This is a genomic window from Halomonas lysinitropha, assembly GCF_902500215.1.
Taxonomy (GTDB): domain Bacteria; phylum Pseudomonadota; class Gammaproteobacteria; order Pseudomonadales; family Halomonadaceae; genus Halomonas; species Halomonas lysinitropha.
In genome coordinates, this window is record NZ_CABVOU010000033.1 from 197103 (window position 1) to 212244 (window position 15142).

The 15142-nt window shown below is 66.8% G+C and carries 14 protein-coding genes; 12 read left to right on the forward strand and 2 right to left on the reverse strand.

Translation table 11 applies throughout. The features are described from left to right. Positions 1-8 precede the first annotated feature (8 nt). Positions 9-1331: a sodium ion-translocating decarboxylase subunit beta gene (locus HALO32_RS09940; protein WP_151443709.1), complete on the forward strand. Its 1323-nt coding sequence runs from the start codon at positions 9-11 to the stop codon at positions 1329-1331. 36 nt (positions 1332-1367) lie between these two features. On the opposite strand, the gene HALO32_RS09945 is transcribed toward HALO32_RS09940, so the two are convergent. Continuing rightward, positions 1368-1985 (reverse strand): IMPACT family protein, encoded by a 618-nt coding sequence (locus HALO32_RS09945; protein ID WP_151443710.1) that lies wholly within the window; start codon positions 1983-1985, stop codon positions 1368-1370. After that, positions 1985-2455, reverse strand: a complete 471-nt coding sequence (gene lexA, locus HALO32_RS09950) for a transcriptional repressor LexA (protein ID WP_151443711.1) — start codon at positions 2453-2455, stop codon at positions 1985-1987. Before lexA ends, HALO32_RS09945 begins: the two co-directional genes overlap by 1 nt. 204 nt (positions 2456-2659) lie before the next feature. Between lexA and ccmA the strand changes: the two genes are divergently transcribed. From ccmA to zipA, 11 genes are all read left to right on the forward strand, one after another. Beyond that, a complete protein-coding gene (gene ccmA, locus HALO32_RS09955; RefSeq protein ID WP_151443712.1) occupies positions 2660-3304 on the forward strand; it encodes a cytochrome c biogenesis heme-transporting ATPase CcmA in 645 nt (214 codons plus the stop codon). Next, the gene (ccmB, locus tag HALO32_RS09960; protein WP_407646842.1) at positions 3291-4034 is read left to right on the forward strand and encodes a heme exporter protein CcmB; all 744 of its coding nucleotides are present in this window, start codon (positions 3291-3293) and stop codon (positions 4032-4034) included. The genes ccmA and ccmB overlap by 14 nt, the downstream gene beginning before the upstream one ends. A gap of 14 nt (positions 4035-4048) precedes the next feature. Then, entirely contained in the window at positions 4049-4789 is a 741-nt protein-coding gene (locus HALO32_RS09965; protein ID WP_151443713.1) for a heme ABC transporter permease, read from the forward strand. Further along, positions 4789-5025 carry a heme exporter protein CcmD gene (gene ccmD, locus HALO32_RS09970; RefSeq protein WP_151443714.1) on the forward strand — a complete coding sequence of 79 codons (237 nt, stop codon included), beginning with the start codon at positions 4789-4791 and terminating at the stop codon, positions 5023-5025. The genes HALO32_RS09965 and ccmD overlap by 1 nt, the downstream gene beginning before the upstream one ends. After that, positions 5015-5530 (forward strand): cytochrome c maturation protein CcmE, encoded by a 516-nt coding sequence (ccmE, locus tag HALO32_RS09975; protein WP_151443715.1) that lies wholly within the window; start codon positions 5015-5017, stop codon positions 5528-5530. The genes ccmD and ccmE overlap by 11 nt, the downstream gene beginning before the upstream one ends. Positions 5531-5553: 23 nt before the next feature. Then, positions 5554-7545 carry a heme lyase CcmF/NrfE family subunit gene (locus HALO32_RS09980; RefSeq protein ID WP_192576486.1) on the forward strand — a complete coding sequence of 664 codons (1992 nt, stop codon included), beginning with the start codon at positions 5554-5556 and terminating at the stop codon, positions 7543-7545. Next, positions 7542-8069: a DsbE family thiol:disulfide interchange protein gene (locus HALO32_RS09985; RefSeq protein ID WP_151443717.1), complete on the forward strand. Its 528-nt coding sequence runs from the start codon at positions 7542-7544 to the stop codon at positions 8067-8069. The genes HALO32_RS09980 and HALO32_RS09985 overlap by 4 nt, the downstream gene beginning before the upstream one ends. Beyond that, positions 8060-8527: a cytochrome c-type biogenesis protein gene (locus tag HALO32_RS09990; RefSeq protein WP_151443718.1), complete on the forward strand. Its 468-nt coding sequence runs from the start codon at positions 8060-8062 to the stop codon at positions 8525-8527. Before HALO32_RS09985 ends, HALO32_RS09990 begins: the two co-directional genes overlap by 10 nt. Further along, positions 8524-9768: a c-type cytochrome biogenesis protein CcmI gene (gene ccmI / locus HALO32_RS09995; RefSeq protein ID WP_151443719.1), complete on the forward strand. Its 1245-nt coding sequence runs from the start codon at positions 8524-8526 to the stop codon at positions 9766-9768. Before HALO32_RS09990 ends, ccmI begins: the two co-directional genes overlap by 4 nt. Positions 9769-9772: 4 nt before the next feature. Continuing rightward, a complete protein-coding gene (gene smc, locus HALO32_RS10000) occupies positions 9773-13267 on the forward strand; it encodes a chromosome segregation protein SMC (protein WP_151443720.1) in 3495 nt (1164 codons plus the stop codon). A gap of 226 nt (positions 13268-13493) precedes the next feature. Next, positions 13494-15056 (forward strand): cell division protein ZipA, encoded by a 1563-nt coding sequence (zipA, locus tag HALO32_RS10005; RefSeq protein WP_151443721.1) that lies wholly within the window; start codon positions 13494-13496, stop codon positions 15054-15056. Positions 15057-15142 lie beyond the last annotated feature (86 nt).

Sequence of the window (15142 nt, forward strand, 5' to 3'; positions counted from 1 at the left end):
GTCCCCTCATGGAGAAACTGCTGACACTCTGGCATGGCTCGGGGCTCTACAACCTGAATCTGGGCCAGGCCGTGATGATCCTGGTGGGGCTGGTGCTGCTCTACCTGGCAATCCGCAAGAAGTTCGAGCCGTTGCTGCTGGTACCGATCGGCTTCGGCGGCATCCTGGCCAACATACCCGAAGCGGGCCTGGCGCTGTCGGCGCTGGAGCAGGCCATCGAGATGGCCAGGCCCGCCGTGCTGCAGCAACTCGCGACCGCCCTGGGCGCGAGCCTGGACCCGTTGGCCGGTGCCGAGGCGTGGCGCGAGACCCTCAAGGGTCTGGTCAAGGACGGAGCGGCGCCGGATGCGCTGCGCGCCGCCCGCGACGTGGCCGTCAGCGTCGGCTACGGCGACGGCATGCTCTACAGCTTCTACACGGTGGCCATCGCTTCGGGCATCGCCCCGCTGGTGATCTTCATGGGCGTGGGGGCGATGACCGACTTCGGCCCGCTGCTGGCCAATCCGCGCACCCTCTTCCTGGGGGCGGCGGCGCAGTTCGGCATCTTCGCCACTCTGTTCGGCGCGGTGGGCCTCTCGGCCCTGGGGGTGATGGACTTCTCGCTGAACCAGGCCGCTGCCATCGGCATCATCGGCGGTGCCGACGGCCCCACCTCGATCTACGTGTCCAGCGTGCTGGCCCCGGAACTGCTCGGCGCCATCGCCGTGGCCGCCTACGCCTACATGGCGCTGGTCCCGCTGATCCAGCCACCCATCATGAAGCTGTTGACCTCCAGGCGCGAGCGCGAGATCACCATGACCCAGCTGCGCCCGGTGTCGAAGCTCGAGAAGGTCGTCTTCCCGATAGCGATCCTGCTGCTGGTGGCCTTCTTCCTGCCGGATGCCGCACCACTGCTGGGGATGTTCTGCTTCGGCAACCTGATGCGTGAGTGTGGCGTGGTGGAGCGCCTTTCCGACACCGCCCAGAATTCGCTGATCAACATCGTGACCATCTTCCTGGGTCTCTCGGTGGGCTCCAAGCTGATGGCCGACAGTTTCCTGGCCATGGAGACCCTGGGGATCCTGGGTCTGGGGATCGTGGCCTTCGGTATCGGCACCGCCGCCGGGGTGCTGATGGCCAAGCTGATGAACGTGATGAGCAAGATGCCGATCAATCCGCTGATCGGCGCGGCCGGCGTCTCGGCAGTCCCCATGGCGGCGCGGGTGGCCAACAAGGTGGGGCTGGAGTCCAATCCCCACAACTTCCTGCTGATGCACGCCATGGGGCCCAACGTGGCCGGGGTGATCGGCTCGGCGGTGGCCGCCGGGGTGATGATCAAGTACCTGGGGTGAGGCGTCTGCGGGCGCCGTTCGTCGTTGCGATGGGCCTCAATCGTCCAGCCGTGATATACGCCCTCGCAGGCGCGTCTCGAGGGCGGTCAAATCGGTGGGGACATCACGGGGCCAAGCCGCCGTGATCAGCACGCCGTCGGCGCCGTAGTCGGCCTGCTCGACCGGGATATCCTGTTCGGCCAGCCAGGCGCGGGTCTCGGCCTCGCCGGCGAAATCGACCCGCACGCGCAGCGGGGTGCGCTCTACCACCGTGCGGCGCGGCAGGGTCTCCAGCCCCAGGGCAACGGCCCTCGAGTAGGCGCGCGCCAGGCCGCCGGTGCCGAGCTTGGTGCCGCCGAAGTAGCGCGTGACCACGCAGCCGACCTGGCCGAGGTCGGCGCCCTCCAGCACCTGGAACATCGGGCGTCCGGCGGTGCCGCCGGGCTCGCCGTCATCGGAGAAGCCGATGGCGCTCTGCTCTCCGGGCGGGCCGGCGATGAAGGCGCTGCAGTGGTGGCTGGCGTTGGGGTGGGTGCGACGGGCCTCGGCCAGCAGCGCATCCAAGGCGGCCGTGTCCGGCGCATGACAGAGCCAGGTGATGAAGCGGCTCTTTTCTACGACCAGTTCGCTCTCCTGCCAGCACCCCGCTGATAGATCGGGAACGGCATAACGCATCAGGCGGCCAGTTCCGTCTGGCGCACCACGCCCATTACCAGGCCAATCACCTGGATGTCGTCGTTGCGCAGGAAGATGGGCGCCATGCGCTCGTTGGCCGGCTGAAGGCGCACGCCCGACTTCTCGATGTAGAGCTTCTTCAAGGTGACCTCCTGGTCGTTGATCATCACCACGGCGGTCTCGCCGTTCTCGGCACTCTCGCGGCGTTCGATGATGATCACATCCCCATCGAAGATGTTGCAATCGACCATGGAGTCACCGCGTACCCGCAGGGCATAGGTGTTGCGTCTCACCATGCTCGTGGGCACCTGGATGCTGCCGACCTCCGGGCAGGCCTCGATGGGCACGCCCGCCGAAACGCGGCCGAGCAGCGGAATCTCGGTCAGGTCATTGGCCTCGATCGCCACCCACGCCCGGGCCAGCGGGAGGTTGGGACGGCGCTCCAGGTACTGCGGTGTGACGTTAGGCATGCGGTGTCTCCCCTGTCATCGAAAGCTGTCGATACATACAGTGTTTCACGAGCATAGCAGTGGACCGGAATCTGGCAAGGGAGGGTTGTTCACACAAGGCTTGACCCAAGGCAAGTGTGACCGGCTGACGCAGCCCCCGCGGCTGGTAGCCAAGGCCCTTTCCGTGTAGAGTTCTCGGCGAAATACCCCATCCCGGAGAGTGCCTTGAGCCTGCGTCTACAAGCCCGAAAGCTGGCCTGTGAGCGGGACGATCGTTGGCTGTTTCGCGAACTGGATCTGGACATTCATGCCGGTGAGATCGTGCGCGTGGAAGGCCCCAACGGCAGCGGCAAGACTACCCTGCTGAAGATCCTTTCCGGGCAGTTGGCCGACTTCCAGGGGGAGCTCTACTGGAACGATCATCCCATGCGGCGCACGCGCCAGGACTTTCTGGCCAACCTGCTCTATCTGGGCCATGCGCCGGGAGTGAAGGCGGCACTGACGCCGCTGGAGAACCTGGCCTGGTACCAGGCCCTGGCGGGTGAGTCCGATGACGAGACCGCGCGTTTCGCGGCCCTTGCCGCCGTCGGGCTCGTCGGTTTCGAGGACCTGCCCGCCGGCCAGCTCTCTGCCGGCCAGCAGCGCCGGGTGGCCCTGGCCCGGCTGGAACTGATCCCGCGTCCGCTCTGGGTGCTCGACGAGCCCTTCACCGCCATCGACCGCGACGGCGTGGCAGATCTCGAGTCGCGCCTGGTGGCCCATGCCCGGCGCGGTGGCTGCGTACTGGTCACCACCCACCACGAATTGGCCGACTCTCCGGCGTTGCGGCGTATCCGGCTAGGGCAGGGAGGGGACGATGCCGCACGTTGAGTCGCGCCTGGCGCAGGAGCCAGATGACATGCCCTTGTTCCGGGAACCCGAGGGCGGTGCCGGGGTCGCAATTCGAGCAACGCTGAAGCGTGATCTGGTGCTCCTGATGCGCCGGCGCAGCGAGGTGCTCAACCCGCTGGTGTTCTTCGCCCTGGTGATCACCCTGTTCCCGATCGGCATCTCACCGGATCCGGAACTGCTGGCCATCATCGCACCGGGCCTGCTGTGGGTGGCGGCCCTGCTTGCGGCGCTGCTCTCCCTGGACAGCCTGTTCCGTAGCGACTACGACGATGGCTCCCTGGAGCAGCTGTTGCTCTCGCCCCAGCCGCTGCCGGCGCTGGCCCTGGCCAAGGTGGCGGTGCACTGGCTGCTCACCGGCCTGCCGCTGGCGCTGATGGCGCCGCTGCTGGGCATCATGCTGTCGCTGCCGGCGGGCAGCTATGTGGTGCTGGCACTGTCGCTGGCGCTGGGCAGTGCCAGCCTGAGCCTGATCGGCGCCATCGGGGCGGCGCTGACCGTGGGGCTCTCACGAGGCGGCGTGCTGCTCTCGCTGCTGGTGCTGCCCCTCTATATCCCGGTGCTGATCTTCGGCGCCGGTGCCGTGCAGGCGGCCATCCTCGGCGATGGCGTCTCGGCGCACCTGGCCATCCTGGGTGCGCTCCTGGCAATGGCGTTGAGCCTCGCCCCCTGGGCGATCGCGGCGTCGCTGCGCATCAGTATCAACGGTTGAGGACGACAATCGGCATGTGGGCCTTCATACACAAGCTCGGATCACCCAAGTGGTTCTACGCCATCAGCGCGCGGCTGCAGCCCTGGTTCTGGGTGGCGGCAGCGGTGCTGATCCTGGTCGGCAGCGCCTGGGGGCTGGCCTTCGCCCCCGCGGACTACCAGCAGGGCAACAGCTTCCGCATCATCTATGTGCACGTGCCGGCGGCCTTCCTGGCCCAGTCGATCTTCGTCAGCATGGCGGTAGCAGGCTTCATCTTCATGGTCTGGAAGATCAAGATCGCCGACATGGCCGCGGCGATGATGGCCCCGCTGGGCGCCGCCATGACCTTCGTGGCCCTGTTTTCCGGGGCGGTCTGGGGCGTGCCCACCTGGGGCACCTGGTGGATGTGGGATGCACGCCTCACCTCGATGCTCATCCTGCTGTTCCTCTATTTCGGCGTCATCGCGCTGCGTGGCGCCTTCTCCAGTCGCGACAGCGCCTCTCGGGCTGCCTCGGTGCTGGCCATGGTCGGCGTGATCAACATCCCCATCATCAAGTACTCGGTGGACTGGTGGTATACCCTCCACCAGCCGGCTACCTTCAGCGTCACCTCGCGTCCGGCCATGCCCGTGGAGATGTGGGCGCCGCTGCTGATCATGGTGCTGGGCTTCTATTGCTTCTTCATTGCACTGACCCTGATGCGCACCCGCAGCGAGATCCTGCGCCGCGAGGCGAGCAAGCACTGGGTGCGTGAGCTGGCCGGGGAGGTGAAGTGATGGCGTTCGATTCCCTGTCGGCCTTCCTGGCCATGGGCGGCCATGGCGTCTACGTCTGGGCATCCTGGGGCGTCACCGGGCTGCTGCTGGTGGGCGTGGTCCTCCACGCCCGTGCCGAGCGCCGAACGCTGCTGCGTGACCTGCGGCGTCGCGTGCGGCGTGAACAGCACCTGGGCGCATCGGGCGCCGCCGCGACTCCGGTTTCACATCAAGAGGGCCATGCCCGTGAGAGCTAAACGCAAGCAGAAACTGTTCGTGATCCTGGGGCTGGTCTCCCTGGCCGCCATCGCCGTGGGCCTGACCCTCTACGCCTTGCGCAGCAACATCAATCTCTTCTTCAGTCCGGTGCAGATCGCCGCCGGGGATGCCCCGCTGGAGCGCCAGATCCGTGCCGGCGGCATGGTCAAGGCGGGCTCGGTGGATCGTGACAAGCAGAGCCTCGAGGTAGTATTTACCGTCACCGACTATGTCGATGAACTCGAGGTGCGTTACAGCGGTATCCTGCCCGACCTGTTCCGCGAGGGGCAGGGCGTGGTGGTGGTCGGCGAGCTTCAGCAGGATGGCTGGCTACGGGCCGACCAGGTACTGGCGCGCCACGACGAGAACTACATGCCTCCCGAGGTCGCCCAGGCCCTGGAGGAAGCCGGCTACGCGCCGGAGGACTATCAGGCCAAGGCTGCCGAAGTGGGCCAGAAGATGGACGCCCAGGCGGAAGACAGCGGCGACGGCCGAACCAACTGAGCGGAGTGCCCATGCAGACCCTGATGATCCCCGAGATCGGCCACTACGCCCTGATCATTGCCCTGCTGATGGCACTGGTCCAGGGGGTGATGCCACTGGCCGGAGCGGCCACACGTCGCCCGCTGTGGATGGCCTACGCCCGCCCCATGGCCACCGGCCAGTTCCTCTTCCTGGCCATCGCCTACGCCTGTCTGACCGCCAGCTACCTGCTGGACGACTTCAGCGTTGCGAATGTGGCCAACAACTCGAACTCCATGCTGCCCTGGTACTACAAGGCCAGCGCCGTCTGGGGCAACCATGAGGGGTCGGTGCTGCTGTGGAGCCTGATCCTGGCCGCCTGGAGCTTTGCGGTGAGCCGGTTCTCGCGGGAACTGCCTCGCGACATGTTGGCCCGGGTGATGGGCGTGATGGGGCTGGTCAGCGTCGGCTTCCTGGCCTTCGTGCTGTTCACCTCCAACCCCTTCGAGCGGCTGCTGCCCAACGTCCCCCAGGACGGTGCCGACCTCAACCCGCTGCTGCAGGACTTCGGCCTGATCGTCCACCCGCCGATGCTCTACATGGGCTATGTGGGCTTCTCGGTGGTCTTTGCCTTCGCCATCGCCGCCCTGCTGGGCGGCCGCCTGGACGCTGCCTGGACCCGCTGGGCGCGGCCCTGGACCAACATCGCCTGGGCCTTCCTTACCGTGGGCATCGCCCTGGGTAGCTGGTGGGCCTACTACGAGCTGGGCTGGGGCGGCTGGTGGTTCTGGGACCCGGTCGAGAATGCCTCGCTGCTGCCCTGGCTGGCTGGCACGGCGCTGATCCACTCCCTGGCGGTGACCGAGAAACGCGGCGCCTTCAAGAGCTGGACGGTACTGCTGGCGATCACCACCTTCTCGTTGTCGCTGATGGGCACCTTCCTGGTGCGTTCGGGCGTGCTCACCTCGGTGCATGCCTTCGCCAATGACCCTTCCCGCGGTCTCTTTATCCTGGTGCTGCTGGGCATCACCGTGGGGCTGTCACTGTTGCTGTTCGCGCTGCGCGCGCCGCGCGTCCGCCATCAGGTGGGGTTCAGCTGGCTGTCGCGTGATGCCCTGCTGCTGATCAACAATATCCTGCTGGTGATCATGACTGTCACGGTGCTGCTGGGAACCGTCTATCCGCTCCTGCTCGATGCCCTGAACCTGGGCAAGATCAGCGTGGGCCCGCCCTACTTCAATGCCCTTTTCGTGCCGCTGACGGTGGTACTCTGCCTGTTCATGGGGCTGGGTCCACTGTCGCGCTGGAAGCATACGCCGGCCCGCAACCTCTTCCAGCGCAGCTGGCTCGCCGGCCTGGCGGCCCTGGTGATCGGTATCATTGCACCGCTGCTCTATCGCGGCGAGTGGAACCTCAAGGTCAGCCTGGGGGTGGTGATTGCCCTGTGGATCGTTCTGCCCATGGCCCGCGACCTCTGGGCCAAGTCGCGCCACTCCGCCGGGCGCGTGGCGGGCCTGAAGCGCCTCTCGCTGGCCTACTGGGGAATGATTCTCGGCCATCTGGGCATTGCGGTGACCATCATCGGTGTCACCGTGGTCTCCAACTACGCCATCGAGCGCAACGTGCGCATGGGCGTGGGCGACAGCGTCGCGGTGGCCGGCTACACCTTCACCATGACCGAGCTCGCCAACCGGCGGGGGCCCAACTATCTGGCCGATACCGCCGAGATCGAGGTGCGCCGCGGCGACAGCCAGCGCAGCTTCACCATGACCCCCGAGAAGCGCCTTTACCTCGCCCGTGGCATGCCGATGACCCAGGTCGCGCTGCGCCCCGGCCTGTTCCGGGATCTCTACGTGGCCATGGGCGAGGACCTGGAGGACGGTAGCTGGGCCATGCGCATCCAGCACAAGCCTTTCGTTCGCTGGCTATGGCTCGGGGCACTGCTGATGGCCGCCGGGGGCGTATTGGCCGTGGCCGATCGGCGCTACCGTCGCGTCGTGACGGCCCGTGACCCCGAGCGTGCTGCAGTCGCCAGGCCTCGGGAGGCCACTACATGAAGCGTCGCTTATTGTTGATGCTGCCGTTGGTCGGTTTCCTGGTGCTCGGAGCCTTCCTCTACATGGGGCTGTCGATCAACCCCTTCGATCGCGACTCGGCGCTGATGGCCCGTGAATTTCCGGCCTTCGAGCTGACCACCCTGGAGGATCCCGAACGCACGGTGGATGCCTCGCTCCTCGAGGGCGAGGTCACCCTGGTCAATGTCTGGGGCGAATGGTGCCCGACCTGCAAGCAGGAGATGCCACAATTGCTCGACCTTGCCGATGGTGGCGTACGCCTGGTCGGGGTCGACTACAAGGACACCCGCGAGAAGGGGCGTGAGTTTCTCGCCGAGTTCGGCAATCCCTTCGAGGTCAATATCTTCGATCCGGAGGGCAGCCTGGGCTTCGACCTGGGCGTCTATGGCGCCCCGGAGACCTTCCTGGTCGATCGTGAGGGCATTATCCGCTATCACCATACCGGCTATATACGCCCGGAAGATGTGCGCGAGACGATACTCCCGGAGGTGGAAAAATGGCGCTGATTACCCGACTGCTGCTTTGCGCCATTCTGCTATGGCCCTTGCTTGGCCAGGCAGCGACGGAGGTGCGCGAGTTCGATAATCCGGTGACGGAGCAGCGTTATCGCGATCTCACCGCGACCCTGCGCTGCCCCAAGTGCGAGAATCAGGCCATCGACGACTCCGAGTCGCCGATCGCCGGTGACATGCGCGAACGCGTCTATCTCCAGCTCCAGGACGGCCGTTCCGACAAGGAGATCCTCGACTTCATGGTCAGCCGCTTCGGAGACTATGTGCTCTACAACCCGCGCCTCGAGGGACGCACCCTGCTGCTGTGGGGGCTTCCTGCCGGCCTGGTGCTGCTGGGCGCCCTGGTGGTGGTCCTCATGGTTCGCGCCCGTCGGCGTACCTCGGCTCGCGACTTGAGTACCGAGGAGCGCGCGCGTCTGGATGAACTGATAAACCGTGAGAAAACCGAATGACCCTGCTCTGGATCGCCCTTGCCGTCCTTCTACTGCCGGCCCTGTGGCTGCTGGTGGCCCCCCTACGGCGCGCCGACTCCGTGCGTGCCGCCCAGCGTGATTTCGAGGCCAACGACCGCACGACCGAACAGAACCTCGCCATCTACCGCCGCCGGCTGGCCTCGCTGGAGGCCGCCTGGGAGCGTGGTGACATCGACGCGTCACGCTTCGAGGAGGATCGCCTTGAACTCGAGCGCAGCCTGCTCGAGGATACCGAGCACCTGGAGCGTGGACCGCTGAAGTCGGCCGCGTCCGGCAAGCTGGCGGTGCCGGTGGTGATGGTGGCCGTCGTGCTGGCCAGCGTCGTCTGGTATCTCCAGGAGGGGGCCGAGGGAGATCTCACCCTCTATACGGTCCAGCAAGAGGTGAGGAATGACCCCGAGGCGTCGCTGCCGGTGCTGGTCGAGCGACTGGAAGATCAGGCTGATCGTCAGCCCGACAACCCCAATGTCTGGCGGGCGCTCTTCCCGCTCTACCGTGACAGCGGGCGTACTGCCGAGGCCACCCGCACCCTGGAGCGGCTGATCGAGCTCGAGGGGCGCCAGCCCCCGCTGCTGGCCGAGCTGGCCCAGATCCGCTTTTTCGCCGCCGGTCGTGAGATGACCGACGAGGTCCAGGCGCTGGTCGACGAGGTGCTGGCGATGGATTCCAGCCAACCCACGGTGCTGGGCATGCTGGGAATCAACGCCTTCGACAATGGCGACTACGAGACCGCCATCGACCGCTGGCGCCGGGCCATCGCCGGCATGGACGATCCGAACACCGCCGACGCCCTGCGCCAGGGCATCCGCGTCGCTCAGCAGCGTCTGGGGATCGCGCCGGAGGAGGCCGAGCCGGCTGTCGCCGAGGGGCCGGGTATTGCCGTCCGGGTTCGCCTGGCGGACGACCTCGCCGGTCGGCTCGATGCAGATGCTACCGTCTTCGTGGTGGCCCGGGACCTCGAGGGAGAATTGCCGCCACTGGCCATAGCCCGGGCCCGGCTGCAGGAGTTGCCGCTGACCGTGTTGCTCGATGATTCAAGCTCCATGTCGCCCCAGGCGCGGATCTCCCAGGTTGACGAGGCGCGGCTGATGGTGCGTGTCTCGGAGAGCGGCCAGGCCACGCCACAGCCAGGTGATCTGCTGGGTACCCGTGAGGGAGTGGCCGTGGGCAACACCGATGGCGAGCCTGTCGAGGTGGTGATCGACCGGGTCGTTGAGTAAGCCGATGCGCCTCACGTCGATCCGCCTGGTGGGGTTCAAGTCCTTCGTTGATCCGGTCAGCGTGCCTTTCGACGGCAACATGACCGCCATCGTGGGACCCAACGGCTGCGGCAAGTCCAACATCATCGATGCGGTGCGCTGGGTGATGGGGGAGTCGTCGGCCAAGACTCTGCGCGGCGAGTCGATGACCGATGTCATCTTCAACGGCTCCACCGGCCGCAAGCCGGTGGGACTGGCTTCCATCGAGCTGCATTTCGACAATCGTGACGGCGCCATGGGCGGCGCCTATGCCCAGTACGCCGAGATTGCCGTCAAGCGTCAGGTGACCCGGGACGCCCAGTCCAGCTACTTCTTCAACGGCCAGAAGTGCCGTCGCCGCGACATCGCCGATCTCTTCCTGGGCACCGGCCTGGGTCCGCGTTCCTATGCCATCATCGGTCAGGGCATGATCTCGCGACTGATCGAGGCGCGACCCGAGGAGCTGCGCTCGACTCTCGAGGAGGCCGCCGGCATCTCCAAGTACAAGGAGCGACGCCGCGAGACGGAGAACCGCATGCGGCGCACCCAGGAGAACCTGGAGCGACTGGAGGACATCCGCGAGGAGCTCGACAAGCAGCTCGAGCGACTCAAGCGCCAGGCCGAAGCGGCGCGACGCTACCAGACCCTCAAGCAGGAGGAGCATCGCCTCAAGGGCGAACTGGCGCTGCTGCGCGGTCGCGCCCTGCGCGCCAGCCAGACCGAGGAGGAGACCCGCGTCCGCGAACTGGAGACCGCCGTGGAGCGCGAGGTGCTGGGCCTGCGCCAGGCAGAGAGTCGCCTGGAGGAGGCGCGTGCCGAGCACGACCGCCTGGCCTCCGAGCTCGACGGCCGTCAAGCGAGCTTCTTCGAGACCACCACCGCCATCGCTCGCCTGGAACAGGACCTGGAGCACACCCGTTCCCGGGACCAGCAGCTGGCCCGCGACCTCGAGGCCGCGCAGCGCGAGCTCGCCGAGCACGCCCGCCTCGGCGAGGACGATGACGAACGCCTTGCCCGCCTCGATGAGCGTCTCGAGACTCTGGGGCCGGAGCAGGAGGAAGTAGCGGAACAGCTTGCCGAGCTAGAGGCCACCCTGGAGGAGGCCGAGCCTCGCGCCGAGGAAGCCGATGCCGCCTGGGAGAGCTTCGGCGAGCGCTGGCAGGAACAGAGCCGTGAGGCGGAGCGCGCCCAGGACCGGTTGCGGGATCTGGAGACTCGGCTCGAGCAACTGGCTACCGACGAGCGTCGTCGCCGCCAGCAGTACGAGGAGCTGCCCGACATCGCTGGCCTGGGCGAACAGCGCCGTGAACTGGCCGAGCGTCATGCCGAGCTCGAGGAGCGTCTTGTCGAGATCGAGGCGCGCCGCGGCGAGCAACAGAACAGCCGCGACATTGCCCGGGAGCAGGTGCGAGAGGCCGAGGCGGGGCGTGAAGCCGACCGCCAGCGTCGCAGCACCCTGCAGGGCGAACTGGCCTCGTTGGAGGCATTGATCGAGGCGGCCCTGGCCGATCATGACGAGGCGCTGGATGCCCACCTGGCCGAGCACGGCCTGGCGCAACACCCCCGTCTCGGCGAGAGCCTCGACGTCGAGGCCGGCTGGGAGGAGGCGGTCTCCTGGGTGCTGGCGCCCTGGCTGCGCGCGCGGCTGGCCTCATCGACCGACGCCTATCAGGCGCTTGCCGCGCCGCCTGAGGCCGAGCTAGGCCTGCTCGCGGCCGATGAGTCGCCTGGCCCGTCCGACAGCCTGGCGGCCCGGGTGCGCGGTGCCGGGGCGGCCGGCCGGTGGCTGGCCAGCATCCGCTGTGTCGAGGACCGCGAGGCGGCCTGGGCGGCCCGCGGCCAGCTGGGCTCCGGCGAGAGCTTGATCACCCCCGATGGCCTTTGGCTGGGAGCCGGCTGGGTGCGCCACCGCGGTACCGGCACCGGCCCGGATGCCCTGCTGGTCAGCCGTCGCCGCGAGGCGCAGGTGCGCGACGAGTTGGCCAGCGTGGAATCCCGTCTCGCCGACCGGGAGCGTCATCTCGAGGAGGCCGCGGCGCGGGTCGAACAGGCCGAGGCGAATCTGGAACAGGCACGTCTCGAGGAGCGCGAACGCGACCAGCAGCGCCAGCAGTTGGCCGTGCAGGAGAGCGGGCTGGCCAGTCGCCTAGAGCACTTGGAGGGGCGTGCCGCCGAACTTGCCGAAGAGCTCACAGGGCTGGCCGAATCCCGCGAGGAGGCGCTTCTGGCCCTCGAGGAGTCACGGGAGCAGTGGCAGGCGGCGATGGCTCGACTCGAGGAGGGGGCGGAGACCCGCGAGCGTCTCGAGCGGGAGCGTCGCGAGGCCCGCGAGACCCTGGCTGCCCTGCGGGCGCGGCAGCGTCCTCTGGCCGAGCAGGCCCAGCGCCTGGCCCTGGAGCAGGAGCGTGCCGCGACCGAACGCAGCGGGCTGGCCGAACAGCTGGGCCGTGCCGGTGAGGCGAGAGAGCGCCTGGTACTGCGCTGTGCCGAACTCGAGGAAGCACGTGAAGGGCTCCATGAACCCGACGAGGAGCGTCGCGAACGGCTCGATGAGCTGCTGGACCGGCGCGAGCGCGAGGAGCGGGTACTCAACGAGACCCGCGACCGTGCCGCCGAACTGGTCGAGCGGCTGCGCGAGGACGAGCAGGCCCGTCAGGGTCACGAGCGCAGCCTGGAGGGCATCCGCGAGCGCCTCCAGGAGGCACGCATGCAGGTCCAGGCCCTGTCCCTGAAGGCCGAGGCTCATGATGAGCAGCTCGCCGAGCTGAACCATGACGCCGCGAGCCTGTCGGAGTTTCTTGATCCCGATGCCACCGAGTCCGCCTGGCAGACCCGCCTGGAGGAGGTCGGCGAACGGGTCCGCCGGCTGGGGGCCATCAATCTGGCCGCCATCGAGGAGTACGACCAGCAGGCCGAGCGTCGCGACTACCTCGAGGCCCAGCACGCCGAGCTCTCCGAGGCGCTGGAGACTCTGGACCGGGCCATCCGGCGTATCGATCAGGAAACCCGGGCGCGATTTCGCGACACCTTCGAGCGGGTCAATGCCGGTCTGAAGGCGCTTTTTCCGCGGATATTCGGCGGTGGAACCGCGTGGTTGGCCCTGACCGGCGAGGATTTGCTGGAAACCGGGGTGGCGATCATGGCGCGTCCTCCCGGCAAGAAGAACAGCACCATTCACCTGCTTTCCGGTGGAGAAAAGGCCCTCACCGCCCTGTCGATGGTATTTGCCATCTTCCAGCTCAATCCGGCGCCCTTCTGCATGCTCGACGAGGTCGATGCTCCGCTGGATGATGCCAATGTGGGGCGCTATGCGAAGCTGGTGAAGGAAATGTCCGAGACCGTCCAGTTCATCTATATCACCCACAACAAGATCGCCATGGAGGCATCGGAACGCTTGATGGGGGTGACCATGCAGGAACCTGGTGTCTCTCGCCTGGTGTCGGTCGGTGTCGAGGAGGCCGCGGCCCTGGCCGAGGCCTGACGGGCTTGAACGTGAACGGAAAACGGGTTAACAAGGGTAACAATGAATACTGCATTGCACGGAAGCACGGGGAACCTGAAGGGCGATTGCGAAGGGCCTGGTCGAGTTGTGGCAGTAAAATGCCGAACTTGACAAATAAAAAAAGTGGCCCTTTTTTTGGCAATCGCGCTATGCTGTTGACGGACAACCATCAGGCATGGCGCCTTAGCAAAAGGCATGACGACCCATGGAACTAAGAGAGTGGCTGATCATACTAGGACTGGCGCTGGTGACGTTGATCGTTATCGACGGCGTACGCCGCCTGCAGCGCCAGCGCCGTGTTCCTCGCCTTGACCAGGCCGGGGACGACGCGCCGGGGCCCGTCGAGGATCCTGAAGAGGCGGCTCGCGCGGCTGAAATCAATTGGGAGCTGCCCAATGGAGGGGCGCGGGTCATCAGGCCGGCGGAAGACCGAGGGGTTCAACCCAAACCCAAGCTGCAGCGTCAGGAGCATCCTGGCCCCTCGCGAGTGCTGGCGGAGTTTCGGCGTCATGCCGAGGGCTCGGAGCCGGCTGTCGGTCGGCGGCCGACCCAGGACAGTGATAAGCGCGAACCGAGTGTCGCCCGTCCTGCCGCCGCGCGGGAGACCGCCCGGCCGGTGAACACCGAGCCGGAGGTCAAGGCGCACCGGGAAGCCACTCCCGAGCCCCAGCGCCCTGAGCCCCAGCATGCTGCTTCTGCTCCTGCCTACCGAGAGTCGGCGGCGGAGCAGGACGCTCAATTTCATACCGACGATCGCCGCGAGCCCGCTCTATCCAGCCTGGAAGGTCTGGATGAGTCGGTCACGGATGCTGGCCACGCGCCGCAGAGCACCCAGCCACTGGCGGCCGATCCCGAGGATCACGACACCTACGCCGACGAGGCGCATTATCGTCTGGTAGACCTCGAAGGCATGGGCGATTCCCTGAAGAGTGGCTCGAAGCGGGTCGGCTCCTCCATGCAGCGCTTCGGGGCCTCGCTGCAGAAGTCTCTCACCGAGCGGCGCGAGCACAAGCGCAGCGAGAAGTCACGCCGCGATCAGGAACGTGCGGAGAAGGCCGCCCGGGAGGCGGCGCGTCGCCAGCAGGCCGAAGAGGAGAAGGCCGTTCATCGCGAGGCCGAACAGCGTCGTCGCGAGTCCGAGGCGCTGGCATCAAAAGAGAAACGCGTGGCAGAGGAAAGGGAGGCACCCGTCGAGGCCGCGGTGGACGACGCGCCAATGGACGACATGCCTCCGCGAGACGACGTGGTGCGCACCCATCCGGTGCTGGAAAGGGCCCTGCGCCATGACGTCAATGCCGAGCATGCCCGGGATACGCTGAGCCAGGCGGACGAGATCATCGTCATCAGCGTGCTGGCCCGTGACGAGGAAGGCTTCTCGGGAACGGCACTGCTCGACCTGATGCTGGCCTGCGGCCTGCGCTACGGGCGTGACATGGGCATCTTCCATCGCTTCGAGACCGAAGACCCCGAAAGCCGCCTGCAGTTCTCCATGGTCAACGTGGTCAAGCCGGGGACCTTCCCCATCGAGGGCATGGACGACTTCCAGACCCCGGGCATTACCCTGCTGATGCCGCTGCCCGGCGCCAGCGATACTTCTGCTGCCTTCGAAGCGATGGTCGAGACCGCCATGGTCATCGTTCGTCACCTCGGCGGTGAGCTGAAGGACGAGAACCAGAGCGTGATGACCGCCCAGACCGTGGAGTTCGCCCGCCAGCGGGTGCAGGAGTTCGAGCGACGCAATCGCCTCAACCGCTATCAGGTGAATTGATCATAAGCGGTAAGCCGAAAGCTTGAAGCTGTAAGCTTGACGACAACCCCCGTGAGCTAACCCCACGGGGGTTGTTGCTTGGATAA

Excerpts from the sequence above, each read along its gene's own strand:
- smc (WP_151443720.1), top strand. The coding sequence starts at position 9,773 with ATGCGCCTCACGTCGATCCGCCTGGTGGGGTTCAAGTCCTTCGTTGAT.
- zipA (WP_151443721.1), top strand. The coding sequence starts at position 13,494 with ATGGAACTAAGAGAGTGGCTGATCATACTAGGACTGGCGCTGGTGACG.
- ccmI (WP_151443719.1), top strand. The coding sequence starts at position 8,524 with ATGACCCTGCTCTGGATCGCCCTTGCCGTCCTTCTACTGCCGGCCCTG.
- ccmB (WP_407646842.1), top strand. The coding sequence starts at position 3,291 with ATGCCGCACGTTGAGTCGCGCCTGGCGCAGGAGCCAGATGACATGCCC.
- HALO32_RS09990 (WP_151443718.1), top strand. The coding sequence starts at position 8,060 with ATGGCGCTGATTACCCGACTGCTGCTTTGCGCCATTCTGCTATGGCCC.
- HALO32_RS09985 (WP_151443717.1), top strand. The coding sequence starts at position 7,542 with ATGAAGCGTCGCTTATTGTTGATGCTGCCGTTGGTCGGTTTCCTGGTG.
- ccmD (WP_151443714.1), top strand. The coding sequence starts at position 4,789 with ATGGCGTTCGATTCCCTGTCGGCCTTCCTGGCCATGGGCGGCCATGGC.
- HALO32_RS09940 (WP_151443709.1), top strand. The coding sequence starts at position 9 with ATGGAGAAACTGCTGACACTCTGGCATGGCTCGGGGCTCTACAACCTG.
- HALO32_RS09980 (WP_192576486.1), top strand. The coding sequence starts at position 5,554 with ATGATCCCCGAGATCGGCCACTACGCCCTGATCATTGCCCTGCTGATG.
- HALO32_RS09965 (WP_151443713.1), top strand. The coding sequence starts at position 4,049 with ATGTGGGCCTTCATACACAAGCTCGGATCACCCAAGTGGTTCTACGCC.
- HALO32_RS09945 (WP_151443710.1), bottom strand. The coding sequence starts at position 1,985 with ATGCGTTATGCCGTTCCCGATCTATCAGCGGGGTGCTGGCAGGAGAGC.
- lexA (WP_151443711.1), bottom strand. The coding sequence starts at position 2,455 with ATGCCTAACGTCACACCGCAGTACCTGGAGCGCCGTCCCAACCTCCCG.